The sequence below is a fragment of the Pseudomonas sp. FG1 genome, assembly GCF_034313875.1.
Lineage (GTDB): Bacteria > Pseudomonadota > Gammaproteobacteria > Pseudomonadales > Pseudomonadaceae > Aquipseudomonas > Aquipseudomonas veronii.
In genome coordinates this window covers 1,802,301-1,824,081 of record NZ_JAVIWP010000001.1, presented here as the reverse complement: position 1 = coordinate 1,824,081, position 21,781 = coordinate 1,802,301, and the positions used below count along the sequence as shown (strand labels likewise).

18 protein-coding genes and 1 riboswitch are annotated in these 21,781 nt (G+C 62.8%); of the genes, 5 read left to right on the top strand and 13 right to left on the bottom strand.

Annotated features, from left to right (window positions below):
* Positions 1-8 precede the first annotated feature (8 nt).
* Entirely contained in the window at positions 9-869 is an 861-nt protein-coding gene (gene asd, locus RGV59_RS08365) for an archaetidylserine decarboxylase (RefSeq protein ID WP_126585373.1), read from the top strand.
* Positions 870-999: 130 nt separating this feature from the next.
* On the opposite strand, the gene serB is transcribed toward asd, so the two are convergent.
* Positions 1,000-2,214, bottom strand: coding sequence for a phosphoserine phosphatase SerB (serB, locus tag RGV59_RS08360; RefSeq protein WP_017849771.1), 1,215 nt, complete (start codon positions 2,212-2,214; stop codon positions 1,000-1,002).
* 133 nt (positions 2,215-2,347) lie between these two features.
* Here serB and RGV59_RS08355 point away from each other — a divergent pair, with 133 nt between their 5' ends.
* Positions 2,348-3,877 (top strand): AhpA/YtjB family protein, encoded by a 1,530-nt coding sequence (locus RGV59_RS08355; RefSeq protein ID WP_017849772.1) that lies wholly within the window; start codon positions 2,348-2,350, stop codon positions 3,875-3,877.
* Positions 3,878-4,068: 191 nt separating this feature from the next.
* On the opposite strand, the gene RGV59_RS08350 is transcribed toward RGV59_RS08355, so the two are convergent.
* From RGV59_RS08350 to RGV59_RS08315, 8 genes are all read right to left on the bottom strand, one after another.
* Positions 4,069-4,779, bottom strand: coding sequence for a PqiC family protein (locus RGV59_RS08350; protein WP_026140384.1), 711 nt, complete (start codon positions 4,777-4,779; stop codon positions 4,069-4,071).
* 173 nt (positions 4,780-4,952) lie between these two features.
* Positions 4,953-7,217 (bottom strand): DNA topoisomerase IV subunit A, encoded by a 2,265-nt coding sequence (gene parC / locus RGV59_RS08345; protein WP_126585372.1) that lies wholly within the window; start codon positions 7,215-7,217, stop codon positions 4,953-4,955.
* Between the two features lie 73 nt (positions 7,218-7,290).
* The gene (locus tag RGV59_RS08340; RefSeq protein WP_126585371.1) at positions 7,291-8,286 is read right to left on the bottom strand and encodes an esterase-like activity of phytase family protein; all 996 of its coding nucleotides are present in this window, start codon (positions 8,284-8,286) and stop codon (positions 7,291-7,293) included.
* On the bottom strand, positions 8,286-10,190 hold the full coding sequence (gene parE / locus RGV59_RS08335; RefSeq protein ID WP_046384916.1) for a DNA topoisomerase IV subunit B: 1,905 nt from the start codon (positions 10,188-10,190) through the stop codon (positions 8,286-8,288). The genes RGV59_RS08340 and parE overlap by 1 nt, the downstream gene beginning before the upstream one ends.
* Before the next feature lie 54 nt (positions 10,191-10,244).
* The gene (locus RGV59_RS08330) at positions 10,245-10,853 is read right to left on the bottom strand and encodes a YqiA/YcfP family alpha/beta fold hydrolase (protein WP_046490732.1); all 609 of its coding nucleotides are present in this window, start codon (positions 10,851-10,853) and stop codon (positions 10,245-10,247) included.
* An 82-nt stretch (positions 10,854-10,935) separates the two neighbouring features.
* Positions 10,936-11,751 (bottom strand): 3',5'-cyclic-AMP phosphodiesterase, encoded by an 816-nt coding sequence (cpdA, locus tag RGV59_RS08325; protein ID WP_102617182.1) that lies wholly within the window; start codon positions 11,749-11,751, stop codon positions 10,936-10,938.
* A 98-nt stretch (positions 11,752-11,849) separates the two neighbouring features.
* Positions 11,850-12,299, bottom strand: a complete 450-nt coding sequence (locus RGV59_RS08320; protein ID WP_003209507.1) for a DUF1249 domain-containing protein — start codon at positions 12,297-12,299, stop codon at positions 11,850-11,852.
* Entirely contained in the window at positions 12,290-12,907 is a 618-nt protein-coding gene (locus tag RGV59_RS08315; RefSeq protein ID WP_017849779.1) for an NUDIX domain-containing protein, read from the bottom strand. Before RGV59_RS08315 ends, RGV59_RS08320 begins: the two co-directional genes overlap by 10 nt.
* Positions 12,908-13,099: 192 nt before the next feature.
* Between RGV59_RS08315 and RGV59_RS08310 the strand changes: the two genes are divergently transcribed.
* Entirely contained in the window at positions 13,100-13,846 is a 747-nt protein-coding gene (locus RGV59_RS08310; RefSeq protein ID WP_017849780.1) for an RsiV family protein, read from the top strand.
* On the opposite strand, the gene cytX is transcribed toward RGV59_RS08310, so the two are convergent.
* Both cytX and thiC read right to left on the bottom strand, forming a co-directional pair.
* A complete protein-coding gene (cytX, locus tag RGV59_RS08305) occupies positions 13,815-15,104 on the bottom strand; it encodes a putative hydroxymethylpyrimidine transporter CytX (RefSeq protein WP_126585370.1) in 1,290 nt (429 codons plus the stop codon). The genes RGV59_RS08310 and cytX overlap by 32 nt on opposite strands.
* Before the next feature lie 144 nt (positions 15,105-15,248).
* The gene (gene thiC, locus RGV59_RS08300; RefSeq protein WP_017849782.1) at positions 15,249-17,138 is read right to left on the bottom strand and encodes a phosphomethylpyrimidine synthase ThiC; all 1,890 of its coding nucleotides are present in this window, start codon (positions 17,136-17,138) and stop codon (positions 15,249-15,251) included.
* 148 nt (positions 17,139-17,286) lie between these two features.
* Positions 17,287-17,392: riboswitch (TPP riboswitch) on the bottom strand.
* A 195-nt stretch (positions 17,393-17,587) separates the two neighbouring features.
* Here thiC and RGV59_RS08295 point away from each other — a divergent pair.
* Positions 17,588-19,027 (top strand): TolC family outer membrane protein, encoded by a 1,440-nt coding sequence (locus RGV59_RS08295; RefSeq protein ID WP_017849783.1) that lies wholly within the window; start codon positions 17,588-17,590, stop codon positions 19,025-19,027.
* A gap of 62 nt (positions 19,028-19,089) precedes the next feature.
* On the opposite strand, the gene waaA is transcribed toward RGV59_RS08295, so the two are convergent.
* Positions 19,090-20,367 carry a lipid IV(A) 3-deoxy-D-manno-octulosonic acid transferase gene (gene waaA / locus RGV59_RS08290; RefSeq protein ID WP_126585369.1) on the bottom strand — a complete coding sequence of 426 codons (1,278 nt, stop codon included), beginning with the start codon at positions 20,365-20,367 and terminating at the stop codon, positions 19,090-19,092.
* Between the two features lie 23 nt (positions 20,368-20,390).
* Entirely contained in the window at positions 20,391-21,281 is an 891-nt protein-coding gene (locus RGV59_RS08285; RefSeq protein ID WP_126585368.1) for a LysR family transcriptional regulator, read from the bottom strand.
* A 103-nt stretch (positions 21,282-21,384) separates the two neighbouring features.
* Between RGV59_RS08285 and RGV59_RS08280 the strand changes: the two genes are divergently transcribed.
* Complete coding sequence (locus tag RGV59_RS08280) at positions 21,385-21,720, top strand: DMT family transporter (RefSeq protein ID WP_026140385.1); 336 nt, start codon at positions 21,385-21,387, stop codon at positions 21,718-21,720.
* The last annotated feature ends 61 nt before the right edge of the window (positions 21,721-21,781 follow it).

The window sequence follows — 21,781 nt, the reverse complement described above, 5'->3', positions numbered from 1 at the left end:
GACAGTTAATGAAAAAGCAGTTGTTCATCCTCAGCCAGTACTTGCTGCCGCACCACTTGCTGTCGCGCCTGGCCGGCTGCATTGCCGAGTGCCGCGTGCGCTGGTTCAAGAACGCGTTCACCGCCTGGTTCGCCAAGCGCTATCAAGTGGACATGTCCCAGGCCCTGGTTGAAGACCTGAGCGCCTACGAACACTTCAACGCGTTCTTCACCCGCGCCCTGAAAGACGGCGCGCGCCCACTCGATCAAACCCCGGGCGCCGTGCTGAGCCCGGCCGATGGCGCAGTCAGCCAGCTCGGCCCGATCGAGCATGGTCGCGTGTTCCAGGCCAAGGGCCACAGTTTCAGCGTGCTGGAATTGCTGGGCGGCGATGCGGCCATGGCTACGCCGTTCATGGGCGGCGATTTCGCCACCATTTACCTGTCGCCGAAAGACTACCACCGGGTGCATATGCCACTGGCGGGCACCTTGCGCGAGATGGTCTACGTGCCAGGGCGGATTTTCTCGGTCAACCAGACCACCGCCGAAAACGTGCCGGAGCTGTTTGCGCGTAACGAGCGGGTTGTCTGCCTGTTCGACACCGAACGCGGCCCGATGGCCGTGGTGTTGGTGGGCGCGATGATTGTGGCGTCGATCGAAACCGTGTGGGCCGGCCTGGTCACGCCGCCCAAGCGCGAGCTGAAAACCTTCCGCTACGACGAAGCCGCGCGTGCGCCGATTCACCTGGAGAAAGGCGCAGAGCTGGGTCGCTTCAAGCTGGGTTCGACCGCGATCGTGCTGTTCGGGCCGGATCAGGTGAAGTGGGCAGAAACACTGGTGGCGGGTTCGCCAGTGCAGATGGGCCAGGGTATCGCATTGCCGAAAGCCTGATCCGAAACCTGCAAAGATCCAATGTGGGAGGGGCTTGCCCCCGATAGCGGTGGGTCAGTCACTTATTTGTAGCTGAGCCACCGCCATCGGGGGCAAGCCCCCTCCCACATTTTTAAGCGCATTGTTTCAGTTAGAGCTGCCCGTCGCGGTCGCGAAAGCCCAACAGATACAGCACTCCGTCCAACCCAAGGGTCGAAATCGCCTGCTTGGCCGATTGCTTGACCAGCGGCTTGGCGCGGAACGCCACGCCCAACCCGGCAATCGCCAGCATCGGCAAGTCGTTCGCACCGTCGCCGACCGCAATGGTCTGCTCCAGACGCAAACCTTCCTTGTGAGCCAATTCCCGCAGCAAGTCGGCCTTGCGCTGCGCGTCGACGATCGGCTCCACGGCCACGCCGGTCACCTTGCCATCCACCACTTCCAGCTCGTTGGCGAACACATAGTCGATGCCCAGCTTGGCCTGCAATTGCTTGGCGAAGTAGCTGAAGCCGCCGGACAGGATCGCAGTCTTGTAGCCCAGGCGCTTGAGTTCGGCGAACAGGGTTTCGGCGCCTTCGGTCAGGCGCAGGGAGGCGCCGATCGAATCCAGCACGCTGACATCCAGGCCCTTGAGCAACGCCAGGCGCTCCTTGAAGCTGGCGCGGAAATCCAGCTCGCCGGCCATGGCGCGCTCGGTGATCGCGGAGACTTGCTCACCCACACCGGCAGCCTTGGCCAGTTCGTCGATGACTTCGGCTTCGATCAGCGTGGAGTCCATGTCGAACACCGCCAGGCGGCGGTTGCGGCGGAACAGCGAATCTTCCTGGAAGGCGATATCGACATTCAGCTCTTGGGCCACGCTCAGGAAGTCGGCACGCAAGGCTTGGGGATCGGCCGGTTCGCCGCGCACGGAAAACTCGATGCAGCCCTTGCCCTGGTCATCTGGCGTGTCCAATGGCATGCGGCCCGACAGACGGTCGATATGGTCGATATTCAAGCCATATTGCGCGGTGATCGAGCTGACGCGCTGCAACTGCTCGGCCGTCACCTTGCGGGTCAGCAAGGTCACGATATGGCGTTTTTTGCCCTGGCCGGACACCCAATGCCGGTAATCCTCTTCGGACACCGGGGTGAAACGCACCTGCTGATCCAGCTTGTACGCGGTAAACAGGATGTCCTTGAGGACAGACGACGCCTGCTCGGTGCTGGGGATTTCCACCAGAATCCCGAAGGACAGGGTGTCGTGGATCACCGCCTGGCCGATGTCGAGAATGTTCACACCACCCTGGGCCAGAACACCGGTAATGGCGGCGGTCAGACCTGGCCGGTCTTCCCCCGTGATGTTAATCAGGACAATTTCGCGCAAAGCGCACCCCCAGGCTGGAAAAAACCGCATTCTACCCACTTTCAGTGACCATCGGGCACAGCCAGCGCTTTGCCGGTCTTGGGCCTGTCGCTATACTGCGCGTCAACTTCACGGACTAAAGAGCCGAGCTCAAGTGAACCGGCCCACGCCAGTAAAAACCGACAACTTCTTCCTGCTGATCTTCCGGGCACTGCGCCACCGCCGTGTACCGATCGCATTACGCATCGCCAGCCATAACGTGATCCTGGTCGCCCTGGCCCTGGTGATCTACGCCTGCGTGATGGGTTTGCAGTTCAAACAGGCCATGCACGAACAAGCCGATGCCCTGGGCGAGAGCTTGACCACCCAGACCGCCACCTCGGCGACCGAGCTGCTGGTGTCCAACGACATCCTCAGCCTCAACGTGCTGCTCAACAACCTGACCAAGAACCCGCTGGTGGCCCACGCCGCCATCTACAGCGTGGACAACCGGATCATGGCCGAAGCCGGGCAACGCCCGAAAAACGGCCTGCTGGGTGAGGCCGAAGGCCTGTACCAGAGCAATATCACGTTTCAGGATGTGAAAGCCGGCCAATTGCGCATCAGCCTGGACATGCAGCAATTCCAGCAGCCGATGACCATCAGCCTGCAAAGCATGGGCATCCTCAGCGCGATCCTGCTGGCGCTGGCCCTGGCCTTGAGCCTGCGCCTGGGGCGGCATATCTCCACGCCGTTGATGCAACTGCGCATCTGGCTGCGGGATATCGACGAGCACACCCCGGCCACCGATCGTCAGGACGAGATCGGCGACCTTGCGCGCCAGCTTCACGCCAGCTTCGCCCCGGAACCTGTGGTACACGAGGTTGAACCCGAGCCCGAGTTCGACGACAGCGATTACGACGAACCTGCCTTTGAAGTGCGCAACCTGCGCGACCCGGGCTTTGACGAAAGCGCGCCGGTCGCGGGCCTGAAGCCTGCGCCACGCCATGTAATCAAGGCCGAAGAAGACGAGCTGGACGACGAAGACCCGTTCGCCGACCTGCGCGACACCTCGGCCAGCAGCCCGGCTGTCGCGCCGAAGCCCGTGCCGGCAAAGAACGCCGAACCCCAACACAGTGCGGTCCTGGCCGTGCAACTGGGTGCCCAGGACCAACTGCGCCGCCTGCCCCGCGCCCGCCTGACGGAATTGCTGGAACGCTACCGCGACTGCCTCGACCAGGCCGCCTCGCTCTACCAGAGCGAGCTGCACACCCTGAATGATGGCAGCACATTGATGTTGTTCCACAGCGAAGACAGCGGCGAAGACTACCTGACTAACGCCATCTGCTGCGGCGAACTGCTGCGCGCCCTGGGCCATGAGCTGCAGATCGAAGTGGCCGACAGCGGCATCACGCTGCAACTGCAACTGGGCCTGACCGTTGGCGACGACCTGTTCGGCATGACCCAGATCGACCTGCTGCTGACCGAAATCGCCCAGGACGCCCTGGCCTTGTCCCAACACAGCCGCAACCTGCTGCTGGTGGAGCGCAAGATCAGCGAAGACACGCTGATCCGCCAACGCGCGCGCATCCGTCCGATTGCCAGCCCCGAGGGCGCCAGTTGCGTAGAGCGCTTGATGGAGCCGTATCCGTCGATGCTGGAGCGGCAATTGGCGCGAATGCACGAGTCCCGCGTCAAGCCCTAGGGACACCATTGAACCAATGTGGGAGGGGGCTTGCCCCCGATGACGGCGTGTCAGTCAAAACGGCGGCAACTGACACATCGCTATCGGGGGCAAGCCCCTCCCACATTTGGACGCCACAAGCCTCAAGTAAAACGCGCACAAACAAAAAGGCCCGCTGAATAAGCGGGCCTTTTGGGTTGGGGCCATTCAGATCAGAACCTGAACACTTCCATATCCGTGCGGATCGGCGTAGCCATCGGCATTTTCGGTTTCCCCGGAGCCGCCGGTTTGGCCTGTACCGGCGCTTGCTTGCGCGGCGCCTCGGCGACTGGTGGCTGGTTGGCCAATGGCTTGAGGGCCACCGACAACTGCTGCGCCAGATGCTGCAACAGCACGCCCTGGGCCTGGACCTGGGACGCCGTGGTGCCGGCATGCTCTTCCTGCAGATGCACGATGCGGCTATCACGCACCTGGCCGCGGCGGTCGATCAAGCGCCATTGCGCATCGAGGATCGCCGGTTGCGAGGTGCCGGAGTCGAGTCGGGTAATGGTCAGCAACACCTGCACATCCGGGGAAAAACCGGCGGGCGCAGGCGCCAGGACCACACGCTGACTGTCCAACTGACCCGCCACCTGGCGCAACATCAGTTGATTGATGTCGGACGACAAACTGCCCGCCCAACGACCATCGGTGGAACCTTGCAGGCTGCCGTCGTTCTGACGTTGCAGCAATGTTTCGCGTTGCAGGTAGTCAGCGACGACGACCGGGCCCAGCAAGACGGCCATGCCGGCCGATTGAGCTGGCTGAGCGGGACTTCCGCTGTCCAGCTGGTACAGCGACACCGGCTGGTGCGTGCTGCAACCCGCCAACCCCAGAAGGCCAGCGAGCATAAAAATAAAAGGAAGGCGTGGAGCAGTCATCATCCCATCCAGGCGGCTGCCACAAGGCAAACCACAATGTAATACTAAAAATAACCTAAACACGCTCGGCCACGCCGGCGCTGGAAAGGCCATATCATCCGTGAATATGCGCCATGACTCCAGCGCGAAAGCGTCGATCTACGCGTTAAATCGTAGATCAAGAGCTCTAATCCGCGCTAAACCGGCGTTTCCACCAGTAAAGCATCCACGCGCTGGAAGCCACGAGGCAGTTTATTACCGCGTCGGCCACGCTCGCCCTTGTAATGCTCAAGGTCGTCAGGGCGCAGCGACAACGTGCGCTTGCCGGCCTGGAGCACCAGGGTAGAACCTTCCGGGATCACTGCGATGTCTGTCACGTACTCTTCGCGACTGGCCACCCGCTCGCCGGGAATACCAATGATCTTGTTGCCTTTGCCTTTGCCCAACTGCGGCAAGTCGCTGATCTTGAACACCAGCAAACGCCCTTCTGTGGTCACCGACGCCAGCCAATTACCCTCGCGATCGTCCACCGGCCGCGGCGGGATCACCTTGGCGTTATTCGGCAGGCTCAACAGTGCTTTACCGGCTTTGTTCTTGGCCTGCAGGTCTTCACCCTTGACCACAAAGCCGTAACCCGCGTCGGAGGCGATCACATACAGCGAGTCGTCGTCCGGCAGCAGCACGCATTCGAAACTCGCCCCCGGTGGCGGCGTCAGGCGCCCGGTCAACGGCTCGCCCTGCCCGCGCGCAGACGGCAAGGTGTGGGCCGGCACCGAGTAACTGCGCCCGGTGGAGTCGATAAACACCGCAAACTGGTTGGACCGCCCGGCGGCGGCGGTCTTGAAGCCGTCGCCAGCCTTGTACGACAAGCCGGTCGCATCGATATCATGCCCCTTGGCGGAACGGACCCAACCCTTTTCCGACAGAACGACAGTAATTTTCTCGTTTGGCAGCAGCTCGGTTTCTGTCAGCGCTTTCGCTTCGGCGCGCTCAACGATCGGTGAACGGCGGTCGTCGCCATAGGTCTCGGCGTCTTTGATCAGCTCGCTGCGCACCAGCTTCTTGAGCTTGGTTTCGCTGCCCAGCAGGGCTTGCAGCTTGGCTTGCTCCTTGAGCAACGCGTCCTGTTCGTCGCGCAGCTTCATTTCTTCCAATCGCGCCAACTGACGCAAGCGGGTGTCGAGAATGTAGTCGGCCTGGATCTCGCTCAGCTCGAAACGCGCGATCAGCTCGGCTTTCGGGTGCTCGGCGGTACGGATGATATGGATCACTTCATCCAGGTTGAGGTAGGCAATCAGCAAGCCGTCCAACAGGTGCAGGCGGCGCTCGACCTTGTCCAGGCGGAACTGCAGGCGACGACGCACGGTCTGGACGCGGAACTCCAGCCACTCCACCAGCAGATTGCGCAGGTTCTTCAGCTGCGGCTTGCCGTCCAGGCCGATGATGTTGATGTTGACCCGGTAGCTGGACTCCAAGTCCGTGCTGGCGAACAGATGCTGCATCAGCACTTCATGGTCGACCCGGCTGTTGGTCGGAATAATCACGATGCGGCACGGGTTTTCGTGGTCGGACTCGTCGCGCAGGTCAGCGACCTGCGGCAATTTCGACGGTTTGGCCTGCATCAGCGCGGCGATCTGTTCCAGCACCTTGGCGCCGGACACTTGATGCGGCAACGCGGTGACGATGATGTCGCCGTCTTCGACGTGGTACACGGCGCGCATACGCACCGAGCCCTTGCCGGTTTCGTACATTTTCAGCAGGTCGGCACGCGGCGTGATGATTTCCGCTTCGGTCGGGTAATCCGGGCCCTGGATGTGCTCGCAGAGCTGCTCGACCGTGGCTTTGGGTTCATCGAGCAAGCGCACGCAGGCCGTGGCGACTTCCCGCAGGTTGTGCGGCGGTACGTCGGTGGCCATGCCGACGGCAATACCGGTGGAGCCATTGAGCAGGATGTTCGGCAAACGTGCCGGCAACACCAGGGGCTCGTCGAGGGTGCCGTCGAAGTTCGGGCCCCAGTTCGCGGTGCCCTGGCCCAGTTCGCTGAGCAGCACTTCCGAATAACGCGACAGGCGCGCCTCGGTGTAACGCATGGCCGCGAAAGACTTGGGATCATCCGGCGCACCCCAGTTCCCCTGGCCATCCACCAGCGTGTAGCGGTAGCTGAACGGCTGGGCCATCAGCACCATGGCTTCATAGCAGGCCGAGTCGCCGTGGGGGTGGAACTTACCGAGCACGTCACCGACGGTACGCGCCGACTTCTTGTGCTTGGAATCAGCGTCCAGGCCCAACTCACTCATGGCGTAGATGATGCGCCGTTGTACGGGCTTCAGGCCGTCGCCGATATGCGGCAAGGCACGGTCCATGATCACGTACATGGAGTAGTTGAGGTAGGCATTTTCGGTGAAGTCAGCCAGCGACCGGCGTTCTACGCCGTCTAAGCTGTCTGCGAGGATGTCACTCATGCGGGCCTCATCATTGTTTGGTAAGGCGCAGCGGAAATGCCGCGGCGCCGGGTCAATTCAAAACAGGGGTGGCTCATGGCTGGGCGCTCCAGCCACCGGCGGGGGCGGCGAAACGATAGACCACCGGGCGTTTTTCGCCATCGGCGCGAGCGCCGAAATTACTATCGATGCCCAACCAGGCACCGTCTGCATCCAGCACCAGGGCTTCGGCCAGGCCATAAGGCTGGGCGTAGCGCCGTTCGGGCGTCAGGGTCTCGTCGGCGAACGACCAGCACAGCTCGACCTTGGCCGTGACCGCATCGCGCCGACAAATCTGGAACGCATTGCGCTCCAGGGTAAACAACTTACCGTTGAACAGCGCCAAGTCGGAAAAGTCCTTGGACACCGCCTTGGCACTGGGGAACTGCGCCGGCTGCACTTCCTGGCCAGCCTCGCTCAACAGCACGCACGCCCCCGCGCAATCCCACACGCTTTGCTGGCGCTTGATGGAAATCAGCCCGCGCCGCTCACGCTCCGCCGCCAGCCAGATCTGATTGCCTTCGGGGTTCACCGCGAGGCCTTCGAACAACGCATTGAAATGCAGCAACATGCCGCTGGCGCGGGCTTCACGCACCATGCCGGGGGCGATCTTCAACCACTCGGGCGCACCGCTCGCCGGCACTTTCAGCACCGCCGCATGGGCTTCGCTGACCACGTAGCGGTTACCCGCGGCATCGCAACTGATGCCTTCAAAATCCAGGTCGCCACCGCGAATCAGCGACGCCGCCTTGGTGCGCGAACGCAGCCCCCAGGGCAGGCCGGAGTCAGGCACGGGCGGCACGTCGAGCTTCACCGTTTCGGCCTGCCAGGTCGGCGCGCTGATATCCAGGCGGTAGATCTGGTCGTCGTCGCGGTCGGAAACCGTCCACAACGCGTTGCCACACAAAGCCAGGCCCGACAGGTTACCGCCGCGCATGCCGTCCACCGGGTGTTCGGACACCAGCTTGAGCTCAGCCACGGGCGCGGCGACCGCCTGGGTGGCCGCCAACCCGCTCAACATCAGGATCGCCAGGGCGAAACCTGTACGCATCAGCCCAGGACCTCGGCGAGGTTGCCCTTGGACTCCAGCCAGGACTTGCGATCCGGCGCGCGTTTCTTCGCCAGCAGCATGTCCATCATTTCCGAAGTGGCAGCGAAGTCGTCCAGGGTCAACTGCACCAGGCGCCGCGTGTTCGGGTCCATGGTGGTTTCGCGCAGTTGCGGCGGGTTCATCTCACCCAGGCCTTTGAATCGCGTGACCTGCGGCTTGCCGCGTTTCTTCTCGGCGATCAGGCGGTCGAGGATGCCATCGCGCTCGCCTTCGTCGAGGGCGTAGAAAATCTCCTTGCCCAGGTCGATACGGTACAGCGGCGGCATCGCGACGTAGACGTGACCGGCGTCCACCAACGGGCGGAAGTGCTGCACGAACAGCGCGCACAGCAAGGTGGCGATGTGCAGGCCGTCGGAGTCGGCGTCGGCGAGGATGCAGATCTTGCCGTAGCGCAACTGGCTCATGTCCGCCGCGCCGGGGTCGACGCCGATGGCCACGGCGATGTTGTGCACTTCCTGGCTGGCCAGGACTTCGCTGCCGTCGACTTCCCAGGTGTTGAGGATCTTGCCGCGCAACGGCAGGATCGCCTGGAATTCCTTGTCCCGCGCTTGCTTGGCGGAACCGCCGGCGGAGTCACCTTCCACCAGGAACAGCTCGGAGCGCATCGGGTCCTGCCCGGCGCAATCGGCCAGCTTGCCCGGCAGTGCCGGGCCCGCCGTGATGCGTTTACGCTCGACCTTCTTGCTGGCCTTGAGGCGACGGCCGGCGTTGTTGATCGCCAGTTCCGCCAGGGCCAGGCCCAACTCAGGGTGCTCGTTGAGCCACAGGCTGAACGCATCCTTGACCACACCGGAGACAAACGCCGCCGCCTCGCGGGACGACAAACGCTCTTTGGTCTGGCCGGAGAATTGCGGCTCCTGCATTTTCATCGACAGCACGAACGCGATGCGCTCCCACACGTCTTCCGGCGCCAGCTTCACGCCGCGCGGCAGCAGGCTGCGGTATTCGCAGAACTCGCGCATGGCGTCGAGCAGGCCCTGGCGCAAGCCGTTGACGTGGGTGCCGCCCTGGGCGGTGGGAATCAGGTTGACGTAGCTTTCCTGCACGCTGTCGCCGCCTTCAGGCAACCACAGTAGCGCCCAGTCGACGGCTTCTTTGTTCCCGGCCAGGCTGCCGCAGAACGGCTCGTTGGGCAGGCGTTCGAAATCGCTGACGGCGTCTTCCAGGTAGGAGCGCAGGCCGTCTTCGTAGTGCCACTCGACCTTTTCGCCGCTGCCTTTGTCTTCAAAGGTGACCAGCAGGCCCGGGCACAACACGGCCTTGGCCTTGAGCACATGCTTGAGGCGGCTGACGGAGAATTTCGGCGAATCGAAGTATTTCGGGTCCGGGGCGAAGTACACGCTGGTGCCGGTGTTGCGCTTGCCAACGGTGCCGATCACCTGCAGGTCGGTGGCTTTGTAGCCATCGGCGAAGGTCATCTCGTATTCGTTGCCGTCGCGCTTGACCCGCACCCGCACCAACGTCGACAGGGCGTTGACCACGGAAATACCGACACCGTGCAAGCCGCCGGAGAACTGGTAGTTCTTGTTGGAGAACTTGCCGCCGGCGTGCAGCTTGGTGAGGATCAGCTCGACGCCCGACACCCCCTCTTCCGGGTGAATGTCCACCGGCATGCCGCGACCGTCGTCGGACACTTCCAGGGAGTGGTCAGCGTGGAGAATGACATGCACCGACTTGGCGTGCCCGGCCAAGGCTTCGTCGACGCTGTTGTCGATGACTTCCTGGGCAAGGTGGTTCGGCCGACTGGTGTCGGTGTACATGCCGGGGCGTTTGCGCACCGGGTCGAGGCCCGAGAGGACTTCGATGGCGTCGGCGTTATAAGAGCTAGCGCTGGGAGTGGCCATGGGGTCTCGTCGTGAGTCGTTCGATTAAAAAGTGACCTGCGGTTTCCAAGGCAATTACAGTGCCGAGAAATCGAAGGATTGATACTGATCCGCGCCAATGCCGGCAAAGCTCAACAACGCCGGCAACTGCCGGGCAAACCCCTGGTAACCGTGGTCGCCACCGGCCTGGATGCGCAAGGCACAGGCCCGGTAATACTGCTGGGCGAGGCGATAATCCAGGGTTTCGTCCCCGGTCTGCAACCACACCTGATAACGCGCGGCATCCTGGGGCGCCGGGACTTCCAGCTCGGCCAGCGCCGTGACGTGATCGTGGGTCAGTTCCCAGGTTTCATCGGTATAGAGATTCTTCTGGGTGCCCAGGTAACCGTCGAACATCCGATGGGGGCTGACCGCCGGGTTGACCAGCAGCGCCTTGAGGCCATGGCGCTCGGCAAGACAGGTTGCATAGTAGCCGCCGAGCGAGCTGCCGACCAGCAGCGGCCGCCCCAGTTCTGCGATGGCCGCCTCCAATTGAGGAATCGCCTGGCGAGGGTGATGATGCAGGGCCGGCACGCGCAGTTGTTCGGCCAAGCCGAGGGTGTCCATCACGCGGATCAACTGGCTGGCCTTGTTCGACGCAGGCGCGCTGTTGAAACCGTGGATATACAGGATCGAAGCGGACATGCCGGGCTCTCCGTGCTTGCGCCAAAAAAGGCGCAGTTTACAGGGATCGGAGTGGTGAGTCCCCTGTCTTCCCCTCCCACCTTCAGTAGCCGTTGCTGGCGTAATCCACGGTAAAGGCAAAGCCTTTGACCCGCTCCACCCCGGTCTCCAACCGCCCGTCGGCATGCAGACGCAGCCAGCGATAGCCCGGCGCCTCGGTGCTGACGTTGAAGTCCTCGCTGCCCGGCGTGAACTGGATGCAGGTGGACGGCGACGCCAGCAGGCGCACGCCGTTGCGCTCGCGGTCGATCTCCTGGTGTACATGCCCCCAGAGCAAGGCCCGGACCTGAGGGAAACGGTCCAGCACGGCAAACAGTGCCTCGGGGTTGCGCAGGCCGATGGGTTCCATCCACGCACAGCCGACGGGCACCGGATGATGGTGGAAACACACCAGATGATGGCGGTGCGGCGCTTCGCTCAAGGCTTGGGCCAGCAGTTGCAGCTGGCTGTCCTGCAGATAACCCGGCACCGAACCGGGTACGGCGGAGTCGAGCAGGGTAATGCGCCAATTGCCGACGTCGACCACCGGCTCCAGCAGGTCGCTGTGCAGGGCGGCGTGGGCCATGATCTGCGGCTCATCGTGGTTGCCGGGAATCCAGCGCGCCGGCACGCCAAAGGGCGCGGTCATCTCCCGGAAGTGCTGATAGGACGCCAGCGTACCGTCCTGGGACAAGTCCCCCGTGGCCAGCAGCAAGTCGATCCGGGGCTGCTGCTCGCGCACCAGGCCGATCACCCGTTGCAAGCTCTCACGGGTGTTCATGCCCACCAGCGTGGCGTCGGCCTCGGCAAACAGATGGCTGTCGGACAGTTGCACCAGCAATGCCGGTGCATCGGGGGTCACGGTGGGTACGCGGGGCAAGGTGCTCTCCCAAGGCAATCACAGGAATGGACGTATGGCGCGATTATGCTGGGGCAGGACACAAAGAGGAAACCCAGGGAAGCAGATGCAGTTCACATCTACCGCACGACTTCGAACTCGTGGCCCAGGGCCAGGCAGTGACTCAACCATTCACCGAGGAACACATTGAGCTGTGCTTTCTCATCGGGCTGGTGCATGAACACATTGGGGTAAGGATAGATGCTGCGAAAGCGTCGCGCATGTTCGGCGCTGATGACTTCGGCCATTCGCGCATCGTGGTACACCTGCACTTCCAGTTGCGGCACCGGCAGCCATGGCAGGCTGTGCTCCTGGCGCACGCGCAGGGTGGTGGTGTACGGGCAATTGACGATGACTTCCAGGGTCAGCACGCCGAGCATCTGGTCGCCATGGGTCACGGCGATGCGCCGTGCCTCGGGCGTGTGGCGCATGTCCGGCAGCAGGCGCATCAGCCGCGCATAGTTGGCCTCGCAGGCGGCTTGCAGCCCGATCAGGTCAACCCGGTATCGTTCCCGTGCCTTTACTGCCATAACCCCCTCACTTCCGCGCGATTGAGCGCTAGCCATTGCAAGGCAATAATGCTGGGCGCATTGGATATCCGACCATCACGCACCGCTTGCAAGGCATCTTCGAAAGCCCAGGTGCTGACGCGGATATCTTCTGCCTCTTCTTCCAGTCCATGAACGCCACCGGCGCCCGAACTGTCGCAACGGCCCAGGTACAAGTGGACGAATTCGGTACTGCCGCCGGGCGAAGGGAAATATTGGGTGATCGGCCACAGTGCGGAGAATGTCAGTCCAGCTTCCTCCTCGGCTTCGCGGTGTGCAACCTCCTCCGGTTGTTCGTCCTTGTCGATCAGGCCGGCGACCATTTCCACCAGCCACGGGTTGGCGGCGCGGCCCATGGCGCCGACGCGAAACTGCTCGATCAGCACCACTTCATCGCGCTGCGGGTCGTAGGGCAGCACGCACACGGCGTCATGCCGCACGAAGACCTCGCGGTTGATCACTCGGCTCATGCCGCCGTCGAATTTTTCGTGGCGCAGTTGCACGCGATCGAGCTTGTAGAAACCCTGATAGGCATTGTCGCGCTGAACAATCTCGATCGTGCTCGGCGTCGATTTCGCGATGTCCGTCATATCCTTCCTCGTTATGCCCGTGCAATTGGCGCCATCCTAACGCGCTCCTGCCCGTTGGCGCAGCCCCTTTACGGTTGCCGGGATAGACGGCGGGCGTCAAACTCACTCTAATGAGCTTAGTGGCGAACTGACTGCCATGCCGGTAGTCGAAGCTCCACGAATTTCGCTCTTATCGACGGACGAAGACCCTACATGTCACTTTTAAAAATCGCCTCCGTGGCGTGTATCGCCTTGACGCTCGGCGCCTGCCAGAGCCTGTTCCAACCGAACTACAGCACCCCGCTGGAAGCCACCCGCGACGCCAGCGAGCAAAGCAAGCCGGACTGCGCCAACGCCGATTGCCCGCTGGTGAATATCGACACCGTGCATTTTGCCAAGGAGCCCAAGCTCGACGCACTGATCGAACAACGCCTGCTGGAAATGACCCGCACCCGGTCGAGCGACCCGTTGCCGTCGAGCCTGGCGACGTACCGCGAGCAGTTCCTGAGCACCGCCGCGCCACGCAACAGCATGTACTTGCAGGCCAAGGTACGCGAACAGCATGACGGCTTGGTGATCATCGAACTGTCCAGCTACCTGGACCAGGGCGCCACCCACGGCGAACCGGGCCGCGCCTTCATCAACTATTCGCGCCCGCAGCAAAAAGCCCTGTCGCTGAGCGACATGCTGCTGCCCGGCAAGGAAGAAGCATTCTGGAAGGCCGCCCAGGTGGCGCACAACAGCTGGCTGATCAGCACCCGCCTGAGCCTGGAGCCGGAGTTCGTCAAGCGCTACCCGTTCCAGAAAACCCCGAACGTGGCGCTGACCTCCGGCAGCGTGACCCTCAAGTACCCCACCACCACGATCGCGCCGTATGCCCTGGGCCACATCGAGTTGCAGATTCCTTACTCGCGCCTGGAAGGCATCATCAAGCCTGAGCTGGTGCCCGCGCGCCGCTGAAGGCGCGCCCGAGGATGAACTGCAACAGCCCTGCCAGCGCCAGTGCCGGCAGGGTCGCGCCGATATCCGGATACAGGTTGGCCAGCAAGTGGTAGGTGCCGATGCCGCCCAGCCAGGCCAGCAGCGCCGTCCAGCGTAGCGTGGCGAGCGCGCCCTGGCCGCGGCGGCGCAGGATGAAATGATCGACCAGCACCACGCCAAACAGCGGCGCGAATACCGAACCGATCAACAGCAGAAAGTTCTGGTACTGCGCCAACGGAGCAAAGCAGGCGATCAACGTGCAGAGCACACCGATGGCCAAGGCCAGGTGCTCGACCTTCAGGCGCAACAGAATCCCGCTGGAGACGGCCGCCGAATGAATATCGGCAAAGGCATTTTCCGACTCATCCAACAGGATCAGCAACAACGGAATCCCCAGCCCCGCGCCGGCCAGCGCCAGCAACAGCGCGTTGACTTCACCGCTCGGCGCAAACGCCAGGGTGTAGGCCACGCCCAGGCTCATCAACCAGAAATTACCGATAAAAAAGCCCAGCGCCGTGCCGCCGAACACGCTTTTCGCACGTTTGCCGAAGCGCGAATAATCGGCGATCAGCGGCAACCACGACAGCGGCATGGCGATGGCGATATCAAACCCCGCCGCGAAGGGCATCGAACCGTCACCGGCCTGGGCCCATAGCGTGGCGAGATCGGCTTTGGCGAACAGGTTCCAGGTCAGCCACAGGCAAGCCGCGAGCAGCAGCCAGATGCCCCATTTACGCAGGATCTGGCGCACGAACGTCAGCGGGCCGCTGACCGCCAGCAAGGTCGCCAGGCCACCGAAAAACAGGGTCCACAGCATCGGGCTGGCCAACAGGCTGGCGTCGCTGAAGGCCCGCGCGCCCAACAGGCTGGCGGCATCGCGCATGACGATGATTTCAAACGCGCCCCAACCGATCAGTTGCAGCAGGTTCAACAATGCCGGCAGGCTCGCGCCTTTGGCACCGAGGCTGAGCTTGAGCGCGGCCATGGCGGACAGCCCGGTGTCGCTGCCGATCACGCCGACAGCAGCGAGCAGCAGCACGCCGACCAGGGTGCCGAGGAAAATCGCCAGCAACCCACCGGCCAGGCCCAGGCCGGGCGCGAGCAGCGCGCCGGTTTGCAGGACCATCAGGCCGATGCCGAGGGAGAACCACAGGGAGAAGAGGTCGCGGGCGCCGAATACGCGCTTGTCGGTCGGCACTGCGATATCGGGGGAATAGGTGCTGGATTGAATGCTCAAGGATGGAATCTCTGAGGGGCATTTGTTGTTTGAAAGATTGTTATCGGGGGCAAGCCCCCTCCCACACTTGAATGTGTTCACAATTCAAAATGTGGGAGGGGGCTTGCCCCCGATAAGGCCCTTGAAAGCGCCTACAACCTCGGCTCAGACCTTCTTGTAGAGCTGGCTGCCTTCCTGCTTGAACCGCTCCGCCTGCTCGGCCAAGCCCTTGGCCACCTCCACATCCACCGCATCGATGCGCTGGTTGGCCGCGTACTCACGCACTTCCTGGGTGATTTTCATCGAGCAGAACTTCGGCCCGCACATCGAGCAGAAATGCGCGACCTTGGCCGAGTCCTTCGGCAGGGTTTCGTCGTGATACGAACGCGCGGTGTCCGGGTCGAGGCCGAGGTTGAACTGGTCTTCCCAACGGAACTCGAAGCGTGCCTTGCTCAGTGCGTTATCGCGGATCTGCGCGCCCGGATGACCTTTCGCGAGATCGGCTGCATGGGCGGCGATCTTGTAAGTGATGATCCCGGTCTTCACGTCATCCTTGTTCGGCAGACCCAAGTGTTCCTTGGGTGTGACGTAGCAGAGCATGGCGCAACCGAACCAACCGATCATCGCCGCACCGATGCCGGAGGTGATGTGGTCGTAGCCCGGCGCGATGTCGGTGGTCAGCGGGCCGAGGGTGTAGAACGGCGCCTCGTCGCAGCATTCGAGCTGCTTGTCCATGTTCTCCTTGATCAGCTGCATCGGCACGTGGCCGGGGCCTTCGATCATGGTTTGCACGTCGTGCTTCCAGGCGATCTTGGTCAGCTCGCCGAGGGTTTCCAGCTCGCCGAATTGCGCGGCATCGTTGGCGTCGGCGATCGAACCCGGGCGCAGACCGTCGCCTAAGGAGAAGCTGACGTCATAGGCCTTCATGATTTCGCAGATTTCGTCGAAATGCGTGTAGGTAAAGTTCTCTTTGTGGTGCGCCAGGCACCACTTGGCCATGATCGAGCCGCCGCGGGAGACGATGCCGGTAACGCGCTTGGCGGTCAGCGGCACGTAGCGCAGCAGCACGCCGGCGTGGATGGTGAAGTAGTCGACGCCCTGCTCGGCCTGTTCGATCAGGGTGTCGCGAAACAGCTCCCAGGTCAGGTCTTCAGCGGCGCCGCCGACTTTTTCCAGGGCCTGGTAGATCGGCACCGTACCGATCGGCACCGGCGAGTTGCGGATGATCCACTCGCGGGTTTCGTGGATGTGCTTGCCGGTGGACAGGTCCATCACCGTGTCCGAGCCCCAGCGAATGCCCCAGGTCAGTTTCGCCACTTCTTCTTCGATGGACGAACCCAGGGCGCTGTTGCCGATGTTGCCGTTGATCTTCACCAGGAAGTTACGGCCGATGATCATCGGTTCCAGTTCGGTGTGGTTGATGTTGGCCGGGATGATCGCGCGGCCGCGGGCGATTTCTTCGCGCACGAATTCCGGGGTGATGATCTTCGGCACGCTGGCGCCGAAGCTGTAGCCGGCGTGTTGCTGGTCGAGCAGGCCGCTGGCGCGGGCTTCTTCGAGCTTCATGTTTTCGCGGATGGCGACGTATTCCATCTCGGCGGTGATGATGCCTTTGCGCGCATAGTGCATCTGCGTGACGTTGGCACCGGCCTTGGCGCGGCGCGGGTTCTTCACATGGGCGAAGCGCAGCGCAGTCAGTTCGGCATCGGTCAGGCGTTGCTGGCCGAAGTGCGAGCTCAGGCCCGACAGGCGTTCGGTGTCGCCACGCGACTCGATCCACGGCGAGCGCACATCGCCCAGGCCCTTGCGCACATCGATGATGACGTTGGGGTCGGTGTAGGGGCCGGAGGTGTCGTAGACCACCACGGGGGCGTTGATCTCACCGCCGAAATCGGTGGGGGTGACGTCGAGGCTGATTTCACGCATCGGCACGCGGATGTCCGGACGGGTGCCTTGCACGTAGATTTTCTGCGAGCGGGTAAACGGTTGCACGGAGCCGGAGTCGACCTTGGCCGATTCACTCAAATGCACGGTATTTTTTGGTGTTGTACTCATCACGGGCTCTCCAACTATCCAGGCGGTGGATTTTTGTCGGAGCGAACCTGTGGCGGATGGACGCACTGGAAGCAGTGCTGTGCTGGGTACTCGAGGGTTGTTCGAAGGTCGAACAACATCCCGGACAAAGCACAAGAGGACTCGCCGGGTGACGAGAAATCTTGTTCCCTACGCAGGCGTTAACCTGATCAGGTTCAACGGGATCCGGTATTTACCGATCTCAGCCTTCCAACAAGGCACCCCGACAAGAACCCGGCCAGTCTAGACAGGGTGAGGGCAAATTGCCAATAACGGAGCATTCAGCGTGATGAATGGCGCAATTGCAGGATTGTTGCGCCGTGTAACCACCACTACACTCGGTGACTGCCCCGACGCTTGACGCCAGGAATGGCCAACCGTAGCCTTGGGCGTTAAATTATCATCGTAATATTAAACCTAGGGATCAATTCATGCTGCGCAAACTCTCACTGGCTCTCGCCGTGTCTTGTGCGACCAACGGAATGGTCTGGGCAGCTGAAGCGCCCTTGTCCGCCCGAACCGACCTGGTCAGCGTCTACCAGGAAGCGGTGGACAACAACGCCGACCTGGCCGCCGCCCGCGCCCAGTACGGTGCGCAGAAAGAAGTGGTGCCCCAGGCCCGCGCCGGCTTGCTGCCCAACCTGTCGGCCGGTGCCGATATCAACAATTCGCGCACCCAGATCGACACCCCGGCCGCCACCGCCAACCGCGACGCGCATTCCTGGCGTGCGACCTTGAGCCAGCCGCTGTTCCGCGCCGACCGCTGGTTCCAGCTGCAAGCCGCCGAAGCCGTCAACGAACAGGCTGCGCTGCAACTTTCAGCCACCGAACAGAACCTGATCCTGCAAAGCGCCGAGAACTACTTCGCCGTGCTGCGCGCCCAGGACAACCTGGCCTCCACCAAGGCCGAAGAAAACGCCTTCAAGCGCCAACTGGACCAGTCCAACGAGCGCTTCGACGTGGGCCTGTCGGACAAGACCGACGTGCTGCAATCCCAGGCCAGCTACGACACCGCGCGGGCCAACCGGATCGTCGCGCAACGCCAGGTGGACGACGCCTTCGAAGCACTGATCGCGCTGACCAACCGTCAATACAATTCGATCCAGGGCATTGTGCATACACTGCCGGTGCTGCCGCCGCTGCCGAACGACGCCAAGGCCTGGGTCGAAACCGCCGGCCGCCAGAACCTGAACCTGCTCGCCAGCAACTACGCCGTCACCGCCGCCGAGGAAACCCTCAAGCAGCGCAAGGCCGGGCATGCGCCGACCCTGGACGCCGTGGCGCAGTATGAAAAGGGCGATAACGACGCGCTCGGCTTCAGTAACCCGAATGCCTTCGGCACGCCTTATGGCGGCGATGTCTCGCAACGCACCATTGGCCTGCGCCTGAATATCCCGCTGTACAGCGGTGGCCTGACCAGCTCGCAAGTGCGCGAATCGTACTCGCGCCTGGGCCAGACCGAGCAGCAACGCGAAAGCCTGCGCCGCCAGGTGGTGGAAAACACGCGCAACCTGCACCGCGCGGTCAACACCGACGTGGAGCAGGTGCAAGCACGCCGCCAGTCGATCATCTCCAACCAGAGCGCGGTGGAAGCCACGGAAATCGGTTATCAGGTGGGTACGCGCAATATCGTCGACGTGCTTGACGCCCAGCGCCAGCTCTATGCGTCGGTGCGCAATTACAACAACAGCCGCTACGACTACATCCTCGACAACCTGCGCTTGAAGCAGGCAGCCGGCACGTTGAACCCTGGGGACCTGCAAGACCTGACGCGTTATCTCAAGGCCGACTACAACCCGGACCGCGACTTCCTGCCGCCGGACCTGGCCAAGGCCGCCGCCGAGCAGCTCAAGGCCCGCCCGGGTTATTGATCGCACCACAGAACCAATGTGGGAAGGGGCTTGCTCCCTCCCACATTTGGATCGGCATTGCGTCAGTGAGTCATCAGGCGATCAAGGCCATCCAACAATCGCTTCAAAGCGCCCTGGTTGGCCTGCATCACCTTAAGCCCCGCCTGCGCCATCCGCTGGGCATCCTGCGGTAGCTCGAACAGCTGCCGCACGGCCTCGGCCAAACCTTCGGCATCATCCACCTCACGCAACGCCCCGGCGTCGCGCAGCATTGCGCTGATTTCGAGGAAGTTGAACCGGTGCGGCCCCATGATCACGGGCTTGCCCAACGCCGCCGGTTCCAGCGGGTTGTGCCCGCCGGTCGCGACCAGGCTGCCACCCACCAACGCGCTGTCGGCCAAGGCATACAAAAACAGCAACTCGCCCATGGTGTCGCCGAGCAACACGGCGGTGTGCGCGGTGACCGGCTCGCCGCTGGAGCGACGCACTGTGGCGAACCCTTGTCGCTGGCACAGCTCAAACATCGGGCCGAAGCGTTCCTGATGGCGCGGCACCAGAATCAGCAGCGCATTGGGATAGCTGGCGAGCAGTTGACGATGGGCCGCCAGCACCACCTCATCTTCGCCCTCGTGGGTACTCGCCGCGATCCACACCGGACGCTCGCCGGCGCCCCACTGTTCGCGCAACGCGGCCGCGCGCGCCAGCAGTTGCGGGTCGATGGTCAGGTCGAACTTGATCGAGCCGGTCACCTGCACCGTGTCCGCACGCGCACCCAGGCTGCGGAAACGCTCGGCCTCAGTCTCGGTCTGCACGGCGATCAGACTCATTTCTGCCAGCATCGGCGCCGTCAGTTTGGCAAAACGTGCGTAGCCCTTGGCCGAACGCGCCGACAAGCGTGCATTGGCCAGCGCCACCGGAATCCCGCGCTGGGCGCAGGCGTGGATGTGGTTGGGCCACAGTTCGGTCTCCATGATCACGGCCAGTTTGGGCTGGACACGGTCGAGAAAACGCTTGGCCGCGCAGGGCAAGTCATAGGGCAAGTAGCAATGCTGGACGCGCGGTTCATCGGCGAACAATGCCTGGATACGCTCGGAGCCGGTGGGTGTCATGCAGGTGACCGTCATCGGCAACTGCGGGTAACGCTCCAGCAGGCCACGGATCATCGGCGCGGCGGCGATGCTTTCGCCCACCGACACCGCATGCACCCAGATCCCGCCCGGTTGCATCCGCGGCAAGCCGTAGGAAAAGCGCTCGCCCACGCGCTTGGCGTAGGCCGGCGCCTTGCGCGCACGCAGCCATAGACGTAAAGCCACCAACGGCAGCGCCAGGTAAAACAGACAGCTGTAGAGAGTTCTATTCATGGCGGCGGAGTTTATCGGCTTTTTCAAGCGATCGCCTGCAAGCACTCGGCAAAACGTTCGGCGAGAAAGCGCGCGGCAGGGCCCAGGGGTTCATCGCGGCGCCACACCAGCTCGACCACAAGCGCCGGCGGGGTCCATTCGCTGTCGAGTTCGACCATTTGGTTCTGGTACGCGGGGTATTGCACCACATGCCGGGGCAACCAGGCCCAACCCAGGCCACGGATAAGCCATTCGGCCAGCACGTAGAAGCTGTCGGCGCGCCACACCTGCGGGCTGGCGGCCTCGCTGCCGGGGTAGACGCTGGTCTGGGTCGACATCAGCAACTGGCGATACTGCGCCAACCCCTGGCAGTCCACGGTTTGCTGCGCCGCCAGCGGATGGCGGCGCCCGCACACCGTGACCATTTCCACACTGCCGACGACCCGCCGCTCCAGCGCTTCGGGGATTTGATCGTGATAGAACAACATGCCCAGGTCGGCCCTGCGCTCCACCAGTTTGCGTGCGACATCGCCCTGGGCAGCGCTGGAAAGCTGCACCTCGAGGTTGGGAAACTGGCCGGCCAGGGCGTCGAGACTGTCGAGGACCGGCTGGTACAGCATCGCTTCATCCTGGGCCAGGCGCAGGCAGGCTTCTTCGCCGCGCACCAACGACAGTGCGCGGCCATTGAGGCGTTCGCACTGGCGCAACACTTCCCGAGCCTCTTCGAGCAGCACCGTGCCGGCTTCGGTCAAGCGCGGCTGGCGGCCGCTGCTTCGTTCGAACAGGCTGACGCCCAGGTCCGCTTCCAGCAAGGCAATCCCGTTGCTGACCGCCGACTGAGCCTTGCGCTGCTGACGCGCTACCGCCGAAAAAGAACGCTGCTCGGCGACGCTGACGAACAGGCGCATCTGTTCCAGGTTCCACTGCACATTCATGGCACAACCCATCTTTAATTCGGATAGGTAATGACTTTACCCCATCTGACGAGCCTCTAGAATGCCGACCTTATCCAGCGCGCTACACACCGAGGACCGCACCATGACCCCTGCCTACTACTACCTGGCCATCGCCATCTGCTCGGAAGTCATCGCCACCGTTTCCATGAAAGCCATCAAGGGCTGGAGCACACCGATCCCACTGCTGCTGGTGATCGTCGGCTACGGCGTGGCGTTCTGGATGCTGACCCTGGTGGTGCGTACAGTGCCGGTCGGCGTGGCGTATGCCGTGTGGGCAGGGATGGGCATCGTGATGGTCAGCGTCGCGGCACTGTTCATCTATGGGCAGAAGCTCGATCTGCCGGCAATGCTGGGGATGGGCTTGATTGTGTTGGGCGTGGTGGTGATTCAACTGTTCTCGAAAACGGCGGGGCACTGACCTCACGCGTCAATATTGATCCCGCGCAAAGATCCATTCGTTGAGTCTGTATACTTGGCAC

What these genes read in the sequence shown, in the direction of transcription:
- asd (WP_126585373.1), top strand. Translation starts at nt 9, where the DNA reads ATGAAAAAGCAGTTGTTCATCCTCAGCCAGTACTTGCTGCCGCACCAC.
- RGV59_RS08350 (WP_026140384.1), bottom strand. Translation starts at nt 4,779, where the DNA reads ATGATGACTGCTCCACGCCTTCCTTTTATTTTTATGCTCGCTGGCCTT.
- parC (WP_126585372.1), bottom strand. Translation starts at nt 7,217, where the DNA reads ATGAGTGACATCCTCGCAGACAGCTTAGACGGCGTAGAACGCCGGTCG.
- RGV59_RS08340 (WP_126585371.1), bottom strand. Translation starts at nt 8,286, where the DNA reads ATGCGTACAGGTTTCGCCCTGGCGATCCTGATGTTGAGCGGGTTGGCG.
- parE (WP_046384916.1), bottom strand. Translation starts at nt 10,190, where the DNA reads ATGGCCACTCCCAGCGCTAGCTCTTATAACGCCGACGCCATCGAAGTC.
- RGV59_RS08330 (WP_046490732.1), bottom strand. Translation starts at nt 10,853, where the DNA reads ATGTCCGCTTCGATCCTGTATATCCACGGTTTCAACAGCGCGCCTGCG.
- RGV59_RS08320 (WP_003209507.1), bottom strand. Translation starts at nt 12,299, where the DNA reads ATGGCAGTAAAGGCACGGGAACGATACCGGGTTGACCTGATCGGGCTG.
- RGV59_RS08315 (WP_017849779.1), bottom strand. Translation starts at nt 12,907, where the DNA reads ATGACGGACATCGCGAAATCGACGCCGAGCACGATCGAGATTGTTCAG.
- RGV59_RS08310 (WP_017849780.1), top strand. Translation starts at nt 13,100, where the DNA reads ATGTCACTTTTAAAAATCGCCTCCGTGGCGTGTATCGCCTTGACGCTC.
- thiC (WP_017849782.1), bottom strand. Translation starts at nt 17,138, where the DNA reads ATGAGTACAACACCAAAAAATACCGTGCATTTGAGTGAATCGGCCAAG.
- RGV59_RS08295 (WP_017849783.1), top strand. Translation starts at nt 17,588, where the DNA reads ATGCTGCGCAAACTCTCACTGGCTCTCGCCGTGTCTTGTGCGACCAAC.
- waaA (WP_126585369.1), bottom strand. Translation starts at nt 20,367, where the DNA reads ATGAATAGAACTCTCTACAGCTGTCTGTTTTACCTGGCGCTGCCGTTG.
- RGV59_RS08285 (WP_126585368.1), bottom strand. Translation starts at nt 21,281, where the DNA reads ATGAATGTGCAGTGGAACCTGGAACAGATGCGCCTGTTCGTCAGCGTC.
- RGV59_RS08280 (WP_026140385.1), top strand. Translation starts at nt 21,385, where the DNA reads ATGACCCCTGCCTACTACTACCTGGCCATCGCCATCTGCTCGGAAGTC.